The following is a 21,579-nucleotide window of genomic DNA, read 5'->3' as shown; positions in this document are numbered from 1 at the left end:
ATGAAAAGAATAGGAATACTGACCGGCTTATGGCTGCTATTATTTCTAAACTGCGGACAAGAAATGGTAGCGCAAATCCAGAATAAGGTTTGCGATACCATTCCTTATGAATTCATTCAGGAGAAAATCATTATACCCGTTACTGTTAATGGTGTAAATGTAAAATACATCGTCGATACAGGAGGAAGAACCGGGACTATGTATGACGCCGCAACTGAAATGAAAGCTACTGCCGCAGGATATATGCGCATTTCCGATGTGAATGCACAAGGCTCCAACTATCAGGAAGCCCACGTACAAAATGTTTCCATCGGAAAGAACTACAAAATCAAACAGTTGAAAACGATGGTACTACCTAAGAATCCATTCTTCACAGACCTGGGAGTTGTCGGAATTCTTGGAGGAGATGCCTTTGCACAGTCGGTAGTAACATTCGATTCCCGTTCTAAAATAATGGTAATCAACTATCCTTATCGTCCCGAAAAGTTAAAGGTTACAGACGGAATTCCTTTGTTGGATGAAACTGAACATCATTCCATCGTCAACGTTCGTTTAGGAAATAATGATTTAAAAGTTCTGTTCGACACAGGTGCCGGAGGCTTTCTACTTTATTCTACGGAAGATTACAACAGGCTGGCTGACATCTCGCAAGTTACCAATCATGGATATGGTATCGTAGCTGCCGGAATAACAGGGTTGGGCAAGCCGGTGGATATTAAAAAAGTATCTGTACCTTCCATCAATATCATGGGAAAAGAATTCACAAACGTAGGTAGTACAACAACTGTCATGAATGGAACTATCATCGGGGTGGATCTACTGCAATATGGTAAAGTAATTATTGATTATATGCGGAGACGTTTTTACTTCCTCCCATTTGAAGAAGGGAAAATCGACATGGGTGGTGCTCCCGCTCTTTGGAACGTAAGCATATTACCGCGTAACGAAAGATTCGAAATTACAACTATATGGGATAGCATGAAAGATACAGTTGCTTTCGGCGACGAAGTGATTAATATCAACGGAACTTCTCTTAAAGATTGCCCCATGAGCCAGATGGCCGTAGAAGAAATTATGAATGCTATACCTGGTGATACCGGCTATATTATCATCAAAAAAGATAATCAAGAGAAAAGAATTGAAATCAGGAAAGAGAAATAAACTTTAAACAGAAAGAATATATGAAACGAATAATAACTAAAATGTATCTCTGTTTGCTTGCATTTTGTATCACAGGAGGCATCAGTGCACAAACACAAAACAGTATGACAGAGGTCATTCCATTCAAAACTATTGATGGAAAAATTATCGTGGAAGCCACTATAAATGGTGAAGTGGCTGACTTTGTCCTTGATTTATCGGGACATAACGCTCTACTTCCTGAAGCTCTCAAAAAGTTACACATCAATACAGAAAAGAGAGGAACTTTTAGTTCTTACCAAGATTTTGTATTTAAACAGGTGCCTGTTGGAAAGGTATATGAAATGGGAACAGTAGCTATTGGTAAAAATACATTTGCAAACGATCTTCCGGCTTTCACATTAGAAGACGAACCCTATCTACGCAAGCTAGGGGTTATGGGTGTATTAAGTGGTGCTGTTTTCCGCACTTCTGTATTAACCATTGACATGCAACGGAAGAAAATTACGATTACACAACCCTACCGTCCTTCTTATATGAAACTTAACTATCGGGAAAATTTTAACCTGATAACAGGATTAGGAGTAGTATGCCCGATAAACATTCAGGGAAAGCCGATATCTTTTGTTCTGGATACATGGAGTGAAGGATTAGTGAATCTTACTGAAGCAGATTTCAATACATGGAGCGCACAATATACCAAAGGGAGTAACCAAAAAGTCTCCAATGGATATAAAGAAATAAGTCAAGATGAGGAAAGCCTCATCCTACCTGAAACGATGTTTGTAAAAACAAAGATTGAAGATGCCATAGCAGTGAAAAACCCATTCTTGAAACGTTCCGTATTAGGCAAAAAGATACTGGACTACGGAATTATATCCATCGACTATATTCATCAGAAAATTTATTTTCAGCCGTTTGACATGGTTCCTATACCGGAAGCGGAAGCTAAAGTGACGGAAACCAAAGTTGAAGATGGTAAATTGAATCCAATTACCCGCCAGTTCTTCCTCGAACACATTTTCGACTATCGAAAAGGAAATGATTTCGTTTATAATGGCGACAAACCGGTTGTGATTGATTTCTGGGCAACTTGGTGCGGACCTTGCATGCGTTTACTTCCGGAAATGGAAAAGCTGGCCGAAAAATATAAAGGAAAAGTTATATTCTATAAGGTAAATGCTGATAAAGAAAAAGATTTATGCAGCCACTTCAGTGTACAAGCATTACCTACGTTATTCTTCATCCCGGTAGGCGGCAAACCGATAATCGAGGTTGGTGCTACGCCGGAAAAGTATGTGCAAATCATCGAAGAGCAACTACTGAAATAAAAACTCTCTCTTTATTATATAACTACATTAATCTGAAACTTTAGCTAAAAGCCGGACATCATTCCGGCTTTTTTATTTCCATATCATTGGAACTTATCATTAAAACAAGTACATTTGCCCTGTCAAATCTATTTATAACTTAACACACATTTTGACCATGAAGAAAAGTATTTCTCTTCTTCTTTTGTCTTTGCTTATGATTGCCCCCGGTTGCCAAAAGACAAAAGAAGTGGTGAACGAGTACAACATCGTTCCCAAACCCAATCAAATTCTCCCACAGGAAGGACGTTTTGAACTAAACAGCAAAGTCTGCCTCGTAGTACCTTCGGATGCTCCGGAAGTAAAAAGCATTGCCGACAGCCTGGCCGGACAACTAAAACTGACAGCAGGAATCTCGTTGAAAGAGGCAGAAAGTGCAGATGGAAAATCAGCAATCTGCTTTGTTGTACAAGAAGGTATGCCGAAGGAAGGATATAAATTATCCGTTACTCCCAGTCTCATCACGCTTACCGCTTCTCAACCGAACGGGTTCTTCTACGGCGTACAGACACTTTATCAGTTACTCCCTCCGGCGGTTTACGGAAACCAGTTGGATAAGAAAGCAAACTGGTCGGTTCCTGCTGTAGAAATAGAAGATTCGCCCCGTTTTGTTCACCGCGGACTGATGCTGGATGTTTGCCGCCATTATGTACCGATTGACTATATTTACAAGTTTATCGACTTGCTGGCAATGAACAAGATGAATGTTTTCCATTGGCATTTGACAGACGATCAGGGATGGAGAATCGAAATCAAGAAATATCCTAAATTGACAGAAATCGGTTCTAAACGTGAAAAGACATTGGTAGACTATTACTATGTAAATTATCCGCAAGTATTCGACGGAAAAGAACACGGAGGGTATTACACACAGGAACAAATCAAAGATGTAGTAGCTTATGCTGCAAGTAAATATATCAACGTTGTTCCCGAAATAGAAATGCCGGGACATGCGTTGGCTGCACTGGCTGCCTATCCGGAACTGTCATGTGATTCTACACAGACTTATAAAGTATCTCCTACATGGGGTGTATTCGAACAGGTGTTCTGTCCGAGTGAAACAACTTTCAAATTCTTTGAAGGAGTGATGGATGAAGTAATTGAATTATTCCCTAGCGAATACATTCACATCGGTGGCGACGAATGTCCCAAGACAGCATGGAAGAACAGTGCTTTCTGCCAGCAGCTAATCCGCCAGTTAGGACTGAAGGATGATACGGCTCCCAGCAAGACAGACGGAATAAAGCATAGTAAAGAGGATAAGTTGCAGAGCTATTTCGTTACCCGCATGGAAAAGTATCTGAATAGTAAAGGCAGAAACATCATTGGTTGGGATGAAATCCTCGAAGGTGGTCTGGCTCCAAATGCGACTGTTATGTCATGGCGTGGTGTAGAAGGAGGAATGAACGCTGCCAAAGCCGGACATAATGCAATCATGACTCCGAACCCTTATGTATATCTGGACTACTACCAGGAAGAACCTGAAATTGCCCCGACTACTATCGGCGGATACAACACACTGAAAAAAACATATAGCTACAACCCTGTCCCGGATGATGCAGACGAACTTGCCAAGAAGCATATCATCGGAATACAAGGTAATATATGGAGAGAATATATGCAGACTTCCGAACGTACAGACTATCAAGCTTTCCCGCGTGCAATGGCTATCGCCGAAACGGCATGGACACAAAACGCAAACAAAGACTGGAAGAATTTCTGCGAACGAATGGTAACTGAATTTGAACGTTTGGAAGTAATGAACACCAAACCTTGTCTCAACTTCTTTGACGTAAACGTAAATACGCACGCGGATGAAAACGCTCCTTTAATGGTAATGCTGGAAAGTTTCTATCCGAATGCAGAAATCCGATATACTACGGACGGCAGTGAACCTAGTAAAACATCCACAGTGTACGAAAAGCCTTTCGTTCTGGAAGGTAATATCGACCTGAAAGCCGCTGCTTTCAAAGATGGAAAAATGCTGGGTAAAGTAGCTCACAAGCCATTATACGGTAATTTATTGACAGGAAAGCCCTATACTGTTAATTATAAGATGGGATGGACAGGCGATATATTTGATGAAAACGATGTATTAGGAGCTGACAAGACAACCTTCGGACTGACCAACGGTAAACGAGGAAATAACGCTTCTTATACTCCGTGGTGCAGCTTTGGCATTGTTGAAGGTAAAGACTTGGAATTTATCGTTAATTTGGATAAGCCGACACAAATCAGCAAAATAATTTTCGGCTCTTTATTCAATCCGGCTATGAGAATTCTTCCTGCAGGAGGAGTTGCCGTAGAAGTATCAGCAGATGGCAAACAATACACTCCGGTAGCTGAAAAAGCCTTGAAACACGATTATCCGGAAACAGGACGAATTGCATTCACTGATTCCATTGAATTTGAGCCAACACAGGCTACCTTCCTGAAAGTTAAGATTAAGAATGGCGGCACACTGCGCAATGGGGTTAACTTTGAAAAGAACAATGGCCCGGAAGTAATTCCTGCCGAATTATGGATTGATGAAATAGAAGCTTATTAAACAAAGCTAACTATATTTCATGCGGATTTCACGGTACTGACTCAACAGGACGTGGAATCCACATCATTTATCTCCGTACCTGAATAACAAAACGGTGAACGCTAGTTTAATACTAATGTTCACCGTTTTATTTATAATCAATCACACCCCAAAAGGCATAATTATCATTCATTCGTTTACACCGAAGATATATTTATCACACAAGCCCTTTGGAAGAAAGGTAACGTTCTGCCTCCAAGGCAGCCTTACATCCACTTCCCGCAGCTGTAATAGCCTGACGATAATGCGGATCGGCCACATCTCCTGCTGCAAAAACTCCGGGCACTTTCGTACGAGGACTATCACCGTCTGTAATAATATAACCTACTTCGTCCGTATCGATATACTCCTTAAATATTTCAGTATTTGGTTGATGTCCGATAGCCAGGAAGAAACCGTCGATAGGTAAACTATAACGTTCTTCGTCCGGTTCACCCCAACGTTTCACCAAGTTTACACCCTCTACGCCATTGTCACCAAACAAACCAACTGCATTGTGTTCAAAAAGAACTTCAATCTTCTCATGGTTCATGACACGTTCCTGCATAATCTTCGATGCACGCAGGAAAGGTTTACGAACGATCAGATATACCTTGGATGCAAGACCGGCAAGATAAACCGCTTCTTCACAAGCAGTATCACCTCCACCAACTACAGCAACCACTTTCTTACGATAGAAAAATCCGTCACAAGTAGCACAAGCGCTTACACCCATTCCGGCATATTTCTTTTCATCCTCCAGCCCCAGATATTTAGCAGTTGCCCCGGTAGCAATAATCAATGATTCCGTTTCAATCACTTTATCACCGTCAATTGTTATTTTATAAGGAGCTTTGCTTAAATCTGCTGCCGTAGCGATACCAAAACGAATATCTGTTCCGAAACGGCTTGCCTGTGCACGCAAATCTTCCATCAACTGCGGACCACTGATACCTTCCGGATAACCGGGAAAGTTTTCTACATCTGTCGTAGTAGTCAACTGGCCGCCCGGCTGCAATCCTTCATATAGTACCGGACATAAATTTGCACGTCCTGCGTAAATCGCTGCCGTATATCCGGCAGGTCCTGAACCTATAATCAGGCATTTCACTTTTTCTATTTCTGCCATTTTAATTTATCTTTATTGTTTTGTTATAAAAACATGTTATCTCAAATCTATCACCTCTGCATTGGGATATTGTTTTTTATCAAAAGTAAAAACACGATCCGTATAATTCTGCCCCGTCTGATAACTTGTAACGGTTATCTCATTACGTGTCTGCTGTCCACGCTGCTGAAGCAAAATATATAGAGGTTCATAAGTGTCCTTCGTCACAAAAAGAGTGATACGTTCCAACTCCTGTTTCTTATCCCTGGCAGTCAGAACGACTTCCCAAACAGCTTTTCCACGAAACGTTTTGGTTGTCCCCAACTTATAAGAGAATCCTTTCTGATACATATACAGAAATGTATACGGATTTATCTGCTGCAACTCTTCCTGCGTCGGATTACTGACATTCACTTCATCATTCTTTGTCACATAACTCCATTGCGTTTTTCCGTCAAACCAAGTGATGATATCAGATGTTTTCAGTACGAATTTCTCTCCTTTCAACTGAATTGTTCCGTTTTCAGCACCTTCTACCAAGCCGTTTGCCACAGCCTTTACAGTAAAATCAGCCTTCACGCCACCAGCTTTACGAAACGCCTCTGCCGTTTTGTCAAGAATGACTCTAGCCTGGGACTGCTGTTGTTGAGCAATCACAGGCAAAGACAGTAAAGCTATTAAAACACTAAAAATGTACTTTCTCATTTGATTAATAAACGAACTATTACTGTAAATTGTTCAATCGCATTTCAAGATCATTATCGTCAATACACAATACGTCACGCGCCTTACTTCCTTGTGTAGGACCTACAATTCCGGCTTTCTCCAATTGATCCATTATACGGCCGGCACGATTATAGCCAATCGCAAATTTACGCTGAATCAATGAAGTGGAACCTTGCTGATGAATAACAACCAACCGGGCTGCATCTTCAAACAACGGATCGAGACGTCCCATATCAATATCCCCTACTTCACTATTACTATCTTCACTCACATATTCGGGCAGGAAGAACGGAGTAGGATAACCTTGCTGACGGGCAATGAATTTTGTAATCTCTTCCACTTCCGGCGTATCGATAAAGGCACACTGCACACGTACCGGATCAGCTCCCTGCAAGAAGAGCATATCCCCTTTACCAATCAGGCGGTTAGCACCCGGACGGTCAAGAATAGTACGAGAGTCCATCATGGCAGATACACGGAAAGCGATACGCGCCGGGAAGTTGGCTTTAATCGTACCCGTAATGATATTGGTAGTCGGACGCTGTGTAGCAATAATCATGTGAATACCGACAGCACGTGCCAACTGCGCAATACGGGCAATCGGAAGTTCCACTTCCTTACCGGCAGTCATAATCAAATCTCCGAACTCGTCAATAACCACTACGATATACGGCATAAACTTATGCCCCTTTTCCGGATTCAGACGACGGTTAATAAACTTCTCGTTATATTCTCTGATATTACGTACATGCGCCATCTTCAGCAGGTCATAACGGGTATCCATCTCTACACAAACAGAGTTCAGGGTTTGCACGACCTTCGTTACGTCTGTAATAATCGGTTCGCCTCCATCAGGAAGTTTGGCCAGGAAATGATTTTCAATCACCGAATAGATGCTGAATTCTACTTTCTTCGGATCGACCAGTACAAATTTCAATTCTGCCGGATGCTTCTTATATAATAAGGAAGTAATAATAGCATTCAAACCTACTGACTTACCCTGACCGGTTGCACCCGCCACCAATACGTGCGGCATCTTGCAAAGGTCGAACATAAAGACTTCATTCGTGATGGTCTTACCCAATACAATAGGCAGATCATATTTGGATTCCTGGAATTTCTTACTTCCGATCACACTTTGCCCGGAAACGATCTTCGGATTCTTGTTCGGCACTTCAATACCGATTGTTCCTTTACCCGGTATCGGAGCGATGATACGGATACCGTCAGCAGAAAGGCTTAATGCAATATCATCCTCCAAACCACGGATTTTAGAAATACGTACTCCTTGCTCCGGAGTGATTTCGTATAGAGTTACCGTAGGTCCTACCGTTGCTTTAATCGTACTGATTTCGATTCCGAAACTGCGCAATGTATTGATGATACGATCTTTGTTTGCATTTTGTTCGTCCATGTCAATCGTCGGATCATCATTTTCAAAATGCTTCATCAGGTCGATAGTCGGGAAGCGGTAGTTTTCCAAATCCTTAGTAGGATTATAAGGTTCGAGTTCCGGTCCCTCATATTCTTCTTCAGAAGCAGCAGGTTCTACTTCAAACCCGGGTTCCGCCTCTTCCAAAGGTTCGTCCTGCACAGCGGGAACAGGGTTGGAAACAGTCGGTTCAAACACCATCGTCACTCCTTCACTTCCATCAGACAAAGGAGAATCTTCCGGATCCGGCTGGTTGAGCGGGAATTCATCTTCGGGTTCTTCAGCCTGTATATCCATCACTGGTGCCGGAGGAGGTGTCTGTTTATACGTCCGTTTCAAATTGAACTCCACTTCCTGCGGTTGGGAAGTCGTGAATTCCTGATCGCCTTCCCCTTCCGGGATGACTTCTTCCTTCTCTTTCTTTTCGCGTTTTAGGAAGCTCAACGCAAAAAGTTTACGCAACCAAATAACAGTACGCGCACTTATATATATAAAGAAACAGATAGCAGTTATCAACAGGATCATCCATACACCAGGTACTCCTACTTGTGAGATTAACCAACGACTGACATTGTATCCATGCATACCGCCCAGATAAATGAAAGAATCCTGATAATGATCCATAAAAGCAAATCCGAAGAATATGGAGAACCAGACTAATAAAAGCGTGCAGCCAATAAACCACTTCCACAAGCGGACCACACGTACACGCATCAACTTCAATCCTGCCACTGCCAGAAAAACAAGTATAAAGAAAGAGGAAATGCCGAAACAGTCGTTTATCAGATAGCTTGCCAACTGCGCTCCACGTGAACCGGCATAATTCTTCACCTGATTATTAACAGCCGCCAAATCCGCCGAACTACCGCTATCGATAATACTTTGATCGGCAGCCCCCGTAAAGAAGAAGGAAGAAAAAGCCAACAACAGGTAAACGGAAAAGATGACCAGCATCAATCCAATCACAAAATGAACAGTTTCATTCTTACATACAGCCACAATTTTACTGGGGGAAGAGGGAGTGCTTTCTGCCTCCTTATCTAATTTCTTCTTTGCCATGAGTCTTTTATTCTATTTTTATAAAATTGGAATGAGATTCTAAGCCGCAAAAATAATAAAAAAATAACGAGCACTACGCTCATTCAATCCTTTTTCTTACCTTTGCGTTTCAAATCAATATAGATCATGGAAAAAGAAAGCCAAACGATATTTGATAAGAACGTAATTGAGTTCGTTACAGTAGCCGCCGAATTTTGTGCATTTCTCGAACGTGCCGAACGCATGAAGCGTAGTACTTTCGTTGATACATCATTAAAAATACTCCCCCTGCTCTATCTCAAAGCATCTATGCTACCCAAATGTGAGACGATCGGGGACGAAGCACCCGAAACGTATGTCACAGAAGAGATTTACGAAATTCTGCGTATTAATCTTTCAGGATTGATGGGTGACAAGGATGATTATCTGGACGTATTCGTACAAGATATGGTTTATAGCGACCAGCCTATCAAGAAATCAATATCGGAAGATCTGGCTGACATTTATCAGGATATTAAAGATTTCATATTTGTCTTCCAACTGGGACTGAACGAAACAATGAATGATTCATTGGCTATCTGTCAGGAAAACTTCGGTACACTGTGGGGACAGAAACTGGTAAACACGCTACGCGCCCTTCATGACGTGAAATACAACCAGCTGGAAGAGGAGGAAGAGAATGGTAATGAAGAAGGATTTTACGAACCAAGCGACGACAACGATTGTTGTGAAGAAGAAGGCTGTCATTGCCACGACGATGATTGCCACTGTCACGAAGACGGTTGCCATTGCCACGATGATGAATAAAAATAGAAATGATTGTAAGAAGAACCATAGATAAAGATGAACTAAAAGAACTCCCGAAAACTGTTTTTCCGGGACGTATTTACGTTATCCAGTCGGAAGCTGAAACGGAAAGAGCAGTAGCTTACCTCCAATCCAGATCTGTGATAGGCATTGACAGTGAAACGCGTCCTTCCTTTACCAAAGGACAATCGCACAAAGTAGCACTCCTCCAGATTTCTTCTGAAGAATGTTGTTTCCTATTCCGGCTCAACATGACGGGATTGACCCAGCCATTGGTTGACTTATTAGAGAACCCGGCTGTAATCAAAGTGGGCCTTTCACTGAAAGATGACTTTATGATGCTGCACAAACGCGCACCTTTCACTCAACAAAGCTGTATTGAGTTGCAGGACTATGTGCGCCAATTCGGTATACAGGACAAAAGTCTGCAAAAGATTTATGCCATCTTATTCAAAGAAAAAATATCCAAATCACAGCGCTTGTCCAACTGGGAAGCTGATGTATTGAGCGACGGGCAGAAACAATATGCCGCCACGGATGCATGGGCTTGCCTCAACATCTATAATCTGTTGCAAGAGCTGAAACAGACAGGAGATTGGGAAATAGCTGCTCTCCCACCTGCTCCCAAGGAAAGGAAAGAAGTCACTATCGGCCCTATAAGTAACCAGCAGTCATAGACGATAAATGATAAGTGATAAATAATAAAATAAGTAATTAATAACCAATAACAAAACTATCTCAATCCTCCTCTCCCTGGGAGAGGGTTAGGGAAAGGCTATATTATGCATAAAGTATATCTAAAACCCGGTAAAGAAGATTCTCTTAAGAGATTCCACCCCTGGATTTTTTCCGGTGCTATCGCCCGTTTTGACGGAGAGCCCGATGAAGGTGAAGTTGTAGAAGTATACACCTCCAAAAAAGAATTTATTGCCGAAGGACATTTCCAGATCGGAAGTATTGCTGTGCGCGTACTGTCTTTCCATCAGGAACCTATCGATCACGATTTTTGGAAACGCAAACTGGAAATAGCATACGATATGCGTCGCAGTATCGGCATCGCCACCAATCCGACCAACAACACTTACCGGCTCGTTCATGGTGAAGGAGACAATCTCCCCGGACTGGTTATTGACGTTTATGCCAAAACTGCAGTCATGCAGGCACACTCTGCAGGAATGCACGTAGACCGCATGACAATTGCCGAAGCTTTATCCGAAGTAATGGGCGACAAGATCGAGAATATCTATTATAAATCAGAAACAACTCTTCCTTTTAAAGCAGATCTTTTCCCCGAAAACGGTTTCTTGAAAGGAGGAAGCAGTGATAATATCGCGCAAGAATATGGTTTGCAGTTCCATGTAGACTGGCTGAAAGGTCAAAAGACCGGATTTTTTGTAGACCAGCGCGAAAATCGTTCTTTACTGGAACGTTATGCCAAAGACCGTTCGGTACTGAATATGTTCTGCTATACCGGCGGATTCTCATTCTATGCCATGCGCGGAGGTGCAAAGCTCGTCCACTCTGTCGACAGCTCTGCCAAAGCAATTGATCTGACTAATAAAAATGTAGAACTGAACTTCCCCGGTGATTCCCGCCACGAGGCTTTTGCCGAGGACGCTTTCAAATATCTCGACCGCATGGGCGACCAGTATGATTTAATCATTCTCGACCCGCCCGCATTTGCCAAACACAAAGACGCCCTGCGGAATGCTTTACAAGGTTATCGCAAACTGAATGCCAAAGCATTCGAGAAAATCAAACCGGGCGGCATCCTGTTTACTTTCTCTTGTTCGCAAGTAGTAAGCAAGGACAATTTCCGTACTGCCGTATTTACCGCAGCAGCCATGTCAGGACGTAGTGTACGCATCCTGCATCAACTGACTCAACCCGCCGACCATCCGGTAAACATCTACCATCCTGAAGGAGAATACCTGAAAGGCCTGGTACTCTATGTAGAATAACCGGATTCACCACGGATTACACGGATTAACACAGATTTTTATCACAAAGTCATGCAGGAGTTCCACAGGGTGGCACAGGGCTTCACGAAGTCCTTTTCCTTTTCTAAGGTGAGAACAGAGAATCCGGATATAATGATTGATTGATAAAAATCTGTGTTAATCCGTGTAATCTGTGGTGAAACAGAAGGGCAGTAACAGAAAAACGGAGGATTCAAAGTTAATTAGAGTTAACAAACGGAAGATTTTTGAGAAAACATTATGTTGTATAACATAAACCGTCTATCTTTGCACTGTGTTTTTCATGGTATTAGATTTAAGGTTAACAAAGATTGGCTGTCTGGGATAGATAGCCTTCTTTTTTTTATACCCCCTTCATTTGTTTTTTCACGACCAAATCTCTTCTTTTCTTCGCATTTATGCCATTTTTATCCCCTTTTTATCAAATTACTAGTCTACCTATTCAATGAAAATATTATATTTGCAAGGTTTATGAACGTGAAGAGAAACACAAATTAAAAAAGTCATGAGTATAAAAGTTCGTTTGATTATTATGAACTTCCTGCAATTCTTTGTATGGGGGTCCTGGTTAATATCACTAGGTGGCTATATGGGAAGAGAACTTCATTTCGAAGGAGGACAGATCGGAGCCATTTTCGCTACTATGGGGATTGCCTCTTTGGTAATGCCGGGTATTATCGGTATCATTGCCGATAAATGGTTTAATGCAGAACGTTTATACGGGCTTTGCCATATCGCAGGAGCCGGATGCCTCTTCTACGCTTCTACTGCAACAGGATACGACCAGATGTATTGGGCTATGCTACTCAACCTGTTGGTATACATGCCCACGCTATCCCTCGCTAACACTGTATCGTACAATGCACTAGAACAATATAAATGTGACCTGATTAAAGACTTCCCTCCCATCCGTGTATGGGGAACGATCGGTTTTATCTGTGCCATGTGGGCAGTCGACCTTACCGGGTTTAAGAATTCAAGTGCACAGCTTTATGTAGGCGGTGCTTCCGCATTACTACTCGGGCTTTATTCTTTCACCCTTCCCGCTTGCCGACCGGCTAAATCAGAAAACAAATCATGGCTCTCCGCTTTCGGTCTGGATGCGCTGGTGTTATTCAAGAAAAAGAAGATGGCTATTTTCTTCCTTTTCTCTATGCTTTTAGGTGCGGCATTGCAGATTACAAATACTTACGGTGATCTTTTCTTAAGTAGCTTTGCCAGCATCCCCGAATATGCAGAATCATTCGGAGTGAAACATTCGGTAATCCTGCTGTCCATCTCGCAGATGTCGGAAACACTGTTTATTCTTGCCATACCTTTCTTCCTGCGTCATTTCGGAATCAAGCAAGTCATGTTAATCAGTATGTTTGCCTGGGTATTCCGGTTTGGGCTGTTCGGTTTTGGAGATCCGGGATCGGGACTATGGATGCTGATCCTTTCCATGATCGTTTATGGTATGGCCTTTGATTTCTTCAACATTTCCGGTTCATTGTTTGTTGAACAAGAAGCCAATTCTTCCATCCGTGCCAGTGCACAGGGGTTGTTCTTTATGATGACCAACGGACTGGGAGCCATCATTGGCGGATATGCCAGCGGTGCGGTAGTAGATGCATTCTCTGTGTATGCTGACGGCAGACTGGTGAGTCGCGAATGGATGGATATCTGGCTGATATTCGCAGCATACGCGCTGGTGATCGGCATCCTGTTTGCCTTGGTATTCAAGTACAAACACCAGCAGGAGAGTAAAACAAATTAAGTAAAAGAGAACGATGGACAAAAAGGTAGAATTACAAGTTATAAATATCACGAACAGCCAGGCGCAAGTAGGCGCATTTGCTATGCTATTAGGCGAAGTGGACGGTGAACGGCAACTGCCTATCATCATCGGTCCCGCGGAAGCCCAGGCTACCGCTTTATATCTGAAGGGAGTAAAGACACCCCGTCCATTGACACACGATCTGTTTACAACAAGCCTCACCATACTGGGAGCCAGTCTGATACGTGTGTTAATTTACAAAGCAAAGGATGGTATTTTTTACTCCTATATTTACCTTAAGAAAGACGAAGAGATTATACGTATTGACGCACGGACTTCAGACGCAATTGCCTTGGCAGTGCGTGCCGACTGTCCAATTCTTATTTATGAATCTATTCTTGAACAGGAATGCCTTCACATGTCGTCGGAAGAAAGAACCCATTCTGAAAAAACGGACAACGACGAAGAGACTGAAGAAGAACATGATTTGCCGGATGCTACTTCCATAACGCTTGAGGAAGCACTGGAGCAGGCTATCAAAGATGAGAATTATGAATTAGCCGCCCGGATACGTGACCAAATCAATTCAAGAAATAAAAACCAGTAAGTAACATTATGCACGTTTTTTATACTCCCGATATACAGAAAAGCAACGAACTTCCCGAAGAGGAAGCACAACATTGTACCCGCGTTCTGCGATTAGGTATCGGAGATGAAATCACTCTTACGGACGGTAAGGGGAACTTCTACAAAGCTGAAATTACTGTTGCGACCAACAAACGTTGTTTTGTAACGATCAAAGAAACGATTTTTCAGGAACCGTTATGGCCGTGCCATTTACACATTGCCATGGCACCGACGAAGAACATGGACCGTAACGAATGGTTTGCAGAGAAAGCTACCGAAATCGGATTTGACGAACTGACTTTCCTCAACTGCCGTTTCTCGGAACGTAAAGTCATCAAGACCGAACGGATTGAAAAGATTCTTGTATCAGCAATCAAACAATCTCTCAAGGCACGATTGCCTAAATTGAATGAGATGATTGAGTTCGATCCGTTCATCAGACAAGAGTTCAAAGGACAGAAGTTTATCGCCCACTGTTATGAAGGTGAAAAACCTTTATTAAAGAATGTCCTGAAACCCGGAGAAGACGCCCTTGTCCTGATAGGTCCCGAAGGGGATTTCAGTGAAGAAGAAGTGAAGAAAGCCATCGAACAGGGATTTGTTCCGATCAGTTTGGGCAAATCACGACTCCGTACGGAAACAGCGGCACTGGTGGCCTGCCATACGCTGAACCTACAAAATCAATAATTCTGAATCAATGATTATACAACTTTTAAATAACATAAGTATGGCAAAGAAAACGATTTCACGACTCTCGGTACTGGCAGTACTGATTGTTTTTCTGGCAGCATGTTCCAAAACATCGGAGTATACCAATGTGATACCGGCTGACGCCTCGGTAGTTGCCTCTATCAACCTCAAATCCCTTGCAAGTAAAGCGGGATTGGATGATAAAGAGAATGAAGCTGCGAAACAAAAAGTACTGGAAGCACTGAAAAGCGGAATGAATGCCGCCACCTTCCAACAACTGGAAAAGGTCATGAAGAATCCGGGTGAATCGGGAATCGATGTCGAATCTCCATTCTATGTATTCTCATCCTCTTCTTTCCCTTACCCTACTGTTGTAGGTAAAGTGAACAATGAGGACAATCTTCATGCTTCACTCGACGTGATGGCTAAAGAACAAATCTGCCAGCCGATAAGCGAAGCTGACGGCTACAGTTTTACAACAATGAATGGCGGCCTGCTCGCTTTCAACAATTCTACTGTATTGATAGTCAATGTAAGCGGAACCACTCAAACTGAAAAAGCCAAAGAAGCCATCACCAATCTGTTGAAACAGACGGCAGATAACAGCATTGTAAAATCAGGAGCTTTCCAAAAAATGGAAAAGCAGAAAAGCGATATCAACTTCCTTGCTTCTATGGAAGCTATCCCTGCAACCTATCGCAACCAGATAAGCATGGGGTTACCAACCGAGGTGAAAGCAGAGGACATCACTCTTGTAGGAGGACTGAATTTTGAGAAAGGCAAGATTGCCCTCAAAACAGAAAACTATACTGAAAACGAAGCCGTGAAAGCGCTTATAAAAAAACAAATGGAGTCATTTGGAAAAGCAAACAACACTTTCGTTAAATACTTCCCGTCTTCCACACTGATGTTCTTCAACGTAGGTGTGAAAGGAGAAGGGCTTTACAACTTGTTGAGCGAGAATAAGGAATTCCGCAATACAGTATCTATTGCCAAAGCAGACGAAGTAAAAGAGTTGTTCGGCTCGTTCAATGGTGATATTTCTGCGGGATTAATCAACGTAACGATGAACAGTGCTCCTACTTTCATGATGTATGCGGATGTTAAGAATGGTAATGCCCTCGAAACAATTTATAAGAACAAGCAATCATTGGGACTGAAAAGAGGGGAAGATATCATTCAGCTTGGCAAGGACGAATATGTCTACAAAACAAAAGGCATGAATATATTCTTTGGTATCAAGGATAAACAAATGTATGCTACCAATGATGAGTTACTCTACAAGAACGTGGGCAAAGCTGCCGACAAATCGATAAAAGATGCCCCTTACGCATCGGATATGAAGGGTAAAACCATCTTTGTTGCAATCAACGCTGAAGCAATACTGGACTTGCCTGTTGTTAAAATGGTAGCAGGTTTCGGAGGACAGGAAGTTAAAACATATATTGAGTTAGCCAATAAGGTTTCTTATCTGTCAATGAGTTCAGAAGGAGAAATCAGCGAGATCGACCTTTGCTTGAAAGACAAAGACGTCAACGCTCTCAAACAAATCGTAGACTTTGCCAAGCAATTTGCCGGCATGTAATTAATTTGTAAACAAACGGTATGAATAGTATTCACCTGCAGCAAACACTTCCCCAAGTGTTTGCTGACCGTAATTCGGTGACTTCGGATGTATGGCACCAGGATCTGATCTTCCGGAAAGAAGAAATGTATCTGATTGAAGCAGCTTCCGGCACCGGCAAATCTTCGTTGTGCAGCTATATCTATGGTTATCGCAACGACTACCAGGGGATTATTAATTTCGATGAAACCAATATCAAAGCATACTCCGTGAAGCAATGGGTCGACCTAAGAAAGCATTCACTAAGTATGCTTTTTCAAGATTTACGCATCTTCACCGAACTGACCGCTCTTGAAAATGTGCAATTGAAGAATAACCTTACCGGATGCAAAAAGAAAAAAGAAATCTTATCATTCTTCGAGCAACTGGGTATCGCAGATAAAATAAATGTGAAAGCCGGCAAACTATCTTTCGGACAGCAGCAACGTGTTGCCTTTATCCGGGCACTCTGCCAGCCGTTCGACTTTTTATTTCTGGATGAACCGATCAGCCATCTGGATGATGATAACAGCCGCATCATGGGTGAACTTATCATTGCCGAGGCAAAGACACAAGGAGCCGGTGTAATCGCAACCTCCATCGGTAAGCATATCGAGTTGCCTTACAACCATATACTTCAACTGTAACGAGTAATAAATAACAAAAAATGAGTGGAAAATAGTAAGTGAGAAAATCAGCCGTCTCCCTCCACTGCAACATTTCAAATCGTAAATCGTAAAATTATAAATAAAATGCCAACCCTTGTCTGGAAGCTCCTCCGCCAACATATCAGTATCGGTCAACTGGCCGGTTTCTTTTTAGCCAATCTATTCGGCATGATGATTGTATTGCTTAGTGTGCAGTTTTATAAAGATGTCATTCCGGTATTCACCGAGGGAGACAGCTTTATGAAAAAGGATTTCATCATAGCTACCAAGAAAATCAGCACACTCGGTTCTTTTGCAGGAAAGAGTAATACGTTCTCTGCCGAAGATATTGCGGATTTGAAGAAACAACCGTTTACCAAAACAATAGGGGCTTTCACTCCTTCTCAATTCAAAGTATCGGCAGGATTGGGCATGCAGGAAGCTGGTATTCATCTTTCCACGGATATGTTCTTTGAGTCTGTTCCTGATGAGTTTGTGGACATCAAACTCGACAAGTGGCACTTCGACGAAAGCACGCATACCATCCCCATTATCATTCCCCGCAACTATCTGAACCTTTACAACTTCGGTTTTGCACAGAGCCGTAGTCTTCCCAAGCTCTCGGAAGGATTGATGGGGCTAATTCAAATGGATATTATGATGCGTGGAAACGGACGGGTGGAACAGTACAAAGGAAACATTGTCGGCTTCTCCAATCGTCTGAATACGATTCTTGTTCCCCAGTCTTTTATGAAATGGGCGAATGAGAATTTCGCACCGAATGCAGAAGCACAACCGGCGCGATTGATTATCGAAGTGAGCAATCCGGCGGATTCCGCTATCGCCAGCTATTTTCAAAAGAAAGGATATGAAACGGAAGACGGCAAACTGGATGCCGGAAAAACGACTTATTTCCTCCGTCTTATCGTAGGCATTGTATTGGGGGTAGGTTTATTTATCAGTATTCTTTCATTCTATATCCTGATGTTGAGCATTTTCTTGCTCTTGCAAAAAAATACGACTAAGTTGGAGAGTTTGTTATTAATCGGGTACAGTCCCAACAAGGTAGCATTGCCTTATCAGTTACTCACGGTAGGACTGAATGTTATCGTACTTGTATTATCCATCGGATTAGTCTCCTGGCTACGCAGTTATTACATAGACAGCATCCGATTATTGTTTCCACAACTGGAAACCGGGTCATTATGGGCAGCTATCAGCATGGGTGTTGTGTTATTCATTGTCGTATCGGTGATTAACATACTGGCAGTAAAGAGGAAAGTACTTTCTATCTGGATGCATAAATCATAAATGTATTCAAAGATATATCGTATGAAAAGCAAAACTACATTTTCAATGAATAGAGGTTCAATGGCTTTCTTTTTCGGAATGTTATTCTGTTTTACCTCATTATCCGGACAAAACACACAAGATACAATTCTTGCGTATTTCAATCTGCTGGAGAAAGTTCCGCAAGAAAAACTGTATCTGCATTTGGATAAGCCTTTCTATGGAGCAGGAGAAAAAATCTGGTTCAAGGGGTATCTCGTAAATTCTGTCACTCATCAAGACAATACGCAAAGTAACTTCATCATTACGGAGCTTGTCAATCGTTCCGACTCTATCGTGGAACGCAAGAAGATTCGCAGAGATTCGTTAGGTTTCCATAATGCTTTCACGCTCCCTCCCACTCTCCCTGCAGGTGACTATTATTTGCGAGGATATAGCAACTGGATGCTTAATCAGGAACCGGAATTCTTTTATTCACGTAATCTGAAAATTGGTAATTCGATTGATAACACGATTGTTTCAACTATTGAGTATCAACAAGAAAACGAATCACATTATACAGCCAGGGTCAGATTTACCAGCAACACACAAGAGGCTTTCGGAAATACAACCATCCGCTATCGCACCATCGAAAACGGAAAGATAAAAGATAAAGGTAAAAGAAAGACGGACGAAAGTGGTTTGATTTCTATTTCTCTGCCGGTTCTGAAGCCTATTGCCGCACGCCAGATTGAAGTAGAATTTGACGATCCTCAATATATTTATAAGAGAACGTTCTATCTGCCTTCGTTTACAAAAGACTTTGACGTTAAGTTCTTCCCGGAAGGTGGAGCTCTCTTGACCGTTGCTCATCAAAACATAGCTTTCAAAGCTCAAGGATCGGATGGTTTTTCCACAGAAATAGAAGGATTTCTGTTCGATGCAAAAGGAGACACATTAACTGCTTTTCGTTCGGAGCATGATGGTATGGGAGTTTTCACCTTGAACCCGATTGCAGGGAATTCCTATTATGTGATTGCCAAGTCTAGTGACGGCATTACCAAGCGATTCGATCTTCCGGCCGCAGAAGAAAAAGGAATCGCTCTTTCCATGACGCATTACAAAAAAGAAATACGCTACGAAATCCAAAAAACAGAAGCTACCCAGTGGCCTCAAAAGTTATTCTTGATTGCACACACTCGTGGAAAGCTGGCAATCTTGCAACCGGTCAGTGCCGACAGGACTTTTGGAAGAATGAATGACAGTTTATTCAACGCAGGTATCACCCATTTTATGTTAATCGACCAACAGGGAAACGCACTTAGCGAACGTTTAGTTTTCGTACCCGACCGGAACCCGCATCAATGGCAAATCCTTGCGGATAAGCCTACATACGGAAAAAGAGAAAAGGTTTCCTTGCAAATTTCAGCAAAGGATGATAACGGAACTCCGGTAGAAGGTAGTTTCTCCGTCAGCATTACAGACAGAAGAAGTATCCAGCCGGACTCACTTGCAGATAATATCTTATCGAACCTTTTACTAACTTCAGATTTGAAAGGATATGTAGAAAATCCGGGGTATTATGTTCTTCAGCAAGACCTGCGTACACTTCGCACAATAGATTTCTTGATGATGACGCACGGATGGCGCAGGCATCATATCCAAAATGTACTGACTTCGCCTTCATTGAACCTCACCAACTATATGGAAAAAGGACAAACGATCAGCGGACGTATCAAGGGTTTCTTCGGCGGCAACGTCAAAAAAGGACCTATTTGTATTTTAGCTCCCAAACAGAACATCGTTGCCACTACTACCACAGATGATAAAGGAGAATTCATCGTCAATACATCATTCAGAGACAGCACAACTTTCCTCGTTCAGGCACGTACCAAAAGAGGATTCGCCGGAGTAGACATCGTGATCGATGCTCCCCAATACCCGGTAGCTTCTCCTAAATCTCCTTTTCATGATGGAACATCAACCTCCTTTATGGAAGATTATTTGCTAAATACCCGCGACCAGTATTATATGGAGGGTGGAATGAGAGTATACAACCTAAAAGAAGTAGTGGTTACAGGAAGCCGCAAGAAAGCCAGTTCGGAAAGTATTTATACAGGAGGCATCAACACCTACACTATCGAAGGAGACAGACTCGAAGGATTCGGCGCACAGACGGCCTTCGATGCAGTCAGCAGGCTTCCGGGGGTCAGTGTGACTAACGGAAACGAAATACATATCCGTAATAATCCTGAACAGCCCGTTATCGTCATTGATGATGTTGTCTATGAAGACGACAACGACATACTGACCATGATTCAAACCAGCGACATGTCCAGTTTGAGCCTTCTTCGTGGTGCTGATGCAGCAATTTTAGGTTCCCGCGGATCGGCAGGTGCCATCGTCATCACCCTGAAAGACGGCAAGGATCTTCCGGCAAGACCGGCACAGGGCATTATTACATGTACTCCATTGGGATATAGCGATTCAGTAGAGTTCTATCAGCCGACTTATGACACTCCCGAGAAAAAGAATGACCAACGTTCGGATTTACGAAGCACTATCTACTGGAATCCATCCTTACAACTGAATGCAGACGGAAAAGCAACTATAGAATATTATACTCCAGACAGCACTGCACCGGAAGATATCATCATAGAAGGCGTGGATAAAAACGGAAAGATATGCCGGACGATACAAACGATCAACAAAAAATAAATGAAACTGAATTTGAGATATGAATAGACCCATTATTGGTACAAAAAATGAACTAAATACAATCTATTCCGTGCTCCCTGCAAACGATTTTTCATTTTCATTT

The 21,579-nt window shown here is 42.3% G+C and carries 16 protein-coding genes; 13 read left to right on the top strand and 3 right to left on the bottom strand.

Annotated features, from left to right (window positions below; translation table 11 throughout):
- The 3 genes from HMPREF0106_RS14985 to HMPREF0106_RS14995 all read left to right on the top strand — a co-directional run bounded on the left by HMPREF0106_RS14985 (position 1) and on the right by HMPREF0106_RS14995 (position 5,058).
- Positions 1-1,161 (top strand): aspartyl protease family protein, encoded by a 1,161-nt coding sequence (locus tag HMPREF0106_RS14985; protein WP_004315449.1) that lies wholly within the window; start codon positions 1-3, stop codon positions 1,159-1,161.
- A gap of 20 nt (positions 1,162-1,181) precedes the next feature.
- Entirely contained in the window at positions 1,182-2,471 is a 1,290-nt protein-coding gene (locus tag HMPREF0106_RS14990) for a thioredoxin domain-containing protein (RefSeq protein WP_008645677.1), read from the top strand.
- A 157-nt stretch (positions 2,472-2,628) separates the two neighbouring features.
- A complete protein-coding gene (locus HMPREF0106_RS14995; protein WP_008645665.1) occupies positions 2,629-5,058 on the top strand; it encodes a glycoside hydrolase family 20 protein in 2,430 nt (809 codons plus the stop codon).
- Positions 5,059-5,254: 196 nt separating this feature from the next.
- Here HMPREF0106_RS14995 and trxB read toward each other — a convergent pair whose 3' ends face one another.
- The 3 genes from trxB to HMPREF0106_RS15010 are packed head-to-tail and all read right to left on the bottom strand — an operon-like array spanning position 5,255 to position 9,401.
- Positions 5,255-6,205 (bottom strand): thioredoxin-disulfide reductase, encoded by a 951-nt coding sequence (trxB, locus tag HMPREF0106_RS15000; protein WP_004315443.1) that lies wholly within the window; start codon positions 6,203-6,205, stop codon positions 5,255-5,257.
- 36 nt (positions 6,206-6,241) lie between these two features.
- Entirely contained in the window at positions 6,242-6,889 is a 648-nt protein-coding gene (locus HMPREF0106_RS15005) for a LolA-like putative outer membrane lipoprotein chaperone (protein ID WP_008645663.1), read from the bottom strand.
- 19 nt (positions 6,890-6,908) lie between these two features.
- Positions 6,909-9,401, bottom strand: a complete 2,493-nt coding sequence (locus HMPREF0106_RS15010) for a DNA translocase FtsK (protein ID WP_009039692.1) — start codon at positions 9,399-9,401, stop codon at positions 6,909-6,911.
- Between the two features lie 126 nt (positions 9,402-9,527).
- Between HMPREF0106_RS15010 and HMPREF0106_RS15015 the strand changes: the two genes are divergently transcribed.
- The 10 genes from HMPREF0106_RS15015 (at position 9,528) to HMPREF0106_RS15060 (ending at position 21,476) form a co-directional block, all read left to right on the top strand.
- Positions 9,528-10,187, top strand: coding sequence for a DUF5063 domain-containing protein (locus tag HMPREF0106_RS15015; RefSeq protein ID WP_008645659.1), 660 nt, complete (start codon positions 9,528-9,530; stop codon positions 10,185-10,187).
- Positions 10,188-10,195: 8 nt separating this feature from the next.
- On the top strand, positions 10,196-10,864 hold the full coding sequence (locus tag HMPREF0106_RS15020) for a 3'-5' exonuclease (RefSeq protein ID WP_009039691.1): 669 nt from the start codon (positions 10,196-10,198) through the stop codon (positions 10,862-10,864).
- 105 nt (positions 10,865-10,969) lie between these two features.
- Positions 10,970-12,148, top strand: coding sequence for a class I SAM-dependent rRNA methyltransferase (locus HMPREF0106_RS15025; protein WP_004315432.1), 1,179 nt, complete (start codon positions 10,970-10,972; stop codon positions 12,146-12,148).
- Positions 12,149-12,671: 523 nt separating this feature from the next.
- A complete protein-coding gene (locus HMPREF0106_RS15030; RefSeq protein ID WP_008020916.1) occupies positions 12,672-13,922 on the top strand; it encodes a nucleoside permease in 1,251 nt (416 codons plus the stop codon).
- Between the two features lie 13 nt (positions 13,923-13,935).
- A complete protein-coding gene (locus HMPREF0106_RS15035; protein ID WP_009039690.1) occupies positions 13,936-14,529 on the top strand; it encodes a bifunctional nuclease family protein in 594 nt (197 codons plus the stop codon).
- A gap of 8 nt (positions 14,530-14,537) precedes the next feature.
- A complete protein-coding gene (locus tag HMPREF0106_RS15040; RefSeq protein ID WP_004315426.1) occupies positions 14,538-15,236 on the top strand; it encodes a 16S rRNA (uracil(1498)-N(3))-methyltransferase in 699 nt (232 codons plus the stop codon).
- A 40-nt stretch (positions 15,237-15,276) separates the two neighbouring features.
- Positions 15,277-16,824, top strand: coding sequence for a DUF4836 family protein (locus HMPREF0106_RS15045; RefSeq protein ID WP_015532470.1), 1,548 nt, complete (start codon positions 15,277-15,279; stop codon positions 16,822-16,824).
- 20 nt (positions 16,825-16,844) lie between these two features.
- Positions 16,845-17,489, top strand: a complete 645-nt coding sequence (locus HMPREF0106_RS15050) for an ATP-binding cassette domain-containing protein (protein ID WP_009039688.1) — start codon at positions 16,845-16,847, stop codon at positions 17,487-17,489.
- A gap of 105 nt (positions 17,490-17,594) precedes the next feature.
- Positions 17,595-18,800 (top strand): hypothetical protein, encoded by a 1,206-nt coding sequence (locus HMPREF0106_RS15055; protein WP_004313013.1) that lies wholly within the window; start codon positions 17,595-17,597, stop codon positions 18,798-18,800.
- A gap of 21 nt (positions 18,801-18,821) precedes the next feature.
- Positions 18,822-21,476: a TonB-dependent receptor plug domain-containing protein gene (locus tag HMPREF0106_RS15060; protein ID WP_009039687.1), complete on the top strand. Its 2,655-nt coding sequence runs from the start codon at positions 18,822-18,824 to the stop codon at positions 21,474-21,476.
- Positions 21,477-21,579: the final 103 nt, after the last annotated feature.

Source organism: Bacteroides sp. D22, assembly GCF_000163675.1.
Classification (GTDB): domain Bacteria; phylum Bacteroidota; class Bacteroidia; order Bacteroidales; family Bacteroidaceae; genus Bacteroides; species Bacteroides xylanisolvens.
The sequence above is the reverse complement of the archived record's forward strand: the minus strand, read 5'-3'. Positions and strand labels throughout refer to the sequence as shown.